Genomic DNA, 342 nt, shown 5'->3' on the forward strand with positions numbered 1-342 from the left:
TAGAAGAAGTGGTAGCGTTTGGCCGGGAGCACGGCTTTCCGCTCATGATCAAAGCAGCGCTCGGCGGCGGCGGCCGCGGCATGCGGATTGTCCATAACGTCGAAGAAGTAAGAGAAGCGTACGAGCGGGCCAAGTCAGAAGCGAAAGCAGCGTTTGGCAATAGCGAAGTATATGTAGAAAAGTTTGTCCAAAATCCGAAACATATTGAAGTGCAGATTCTTGGTGACCATCAAGGGAATATTGTTCACTTATACGAACGGGACTGTTCTGTACAGCGCCGCCATCAAAAAGTCGTAGAAGTTGCACCATGCGTGTCGCTGCCTGAAGATTTGCGCAATGATA

At 50.3% G+C, this 342-nt stretch carries 1 protein-coding gene; it reads left to right on the forward strand.

Going from position 1 to position 342, the window contains the following annotated elements; genetic code table 11:
- Nucleotides 1-342: ATP-binding protein (locus A8F95_RS13170; RefSeq protein WP_141676270.1), on the forward strand; the 342-nt coding region annotated here is incomplete at both ends.

Source organism: Pseudobacillus wudalianchiensis (assembly GCF_001685015.1).
In the GTDB taxonomy this organism is placed as follows: domain Bacteria; phylum Bacillota; class Bacilli; order Bacillales; family Domibacillaceae; genus Pseudobacillus; species Pseudobacillus wudalianchiensis.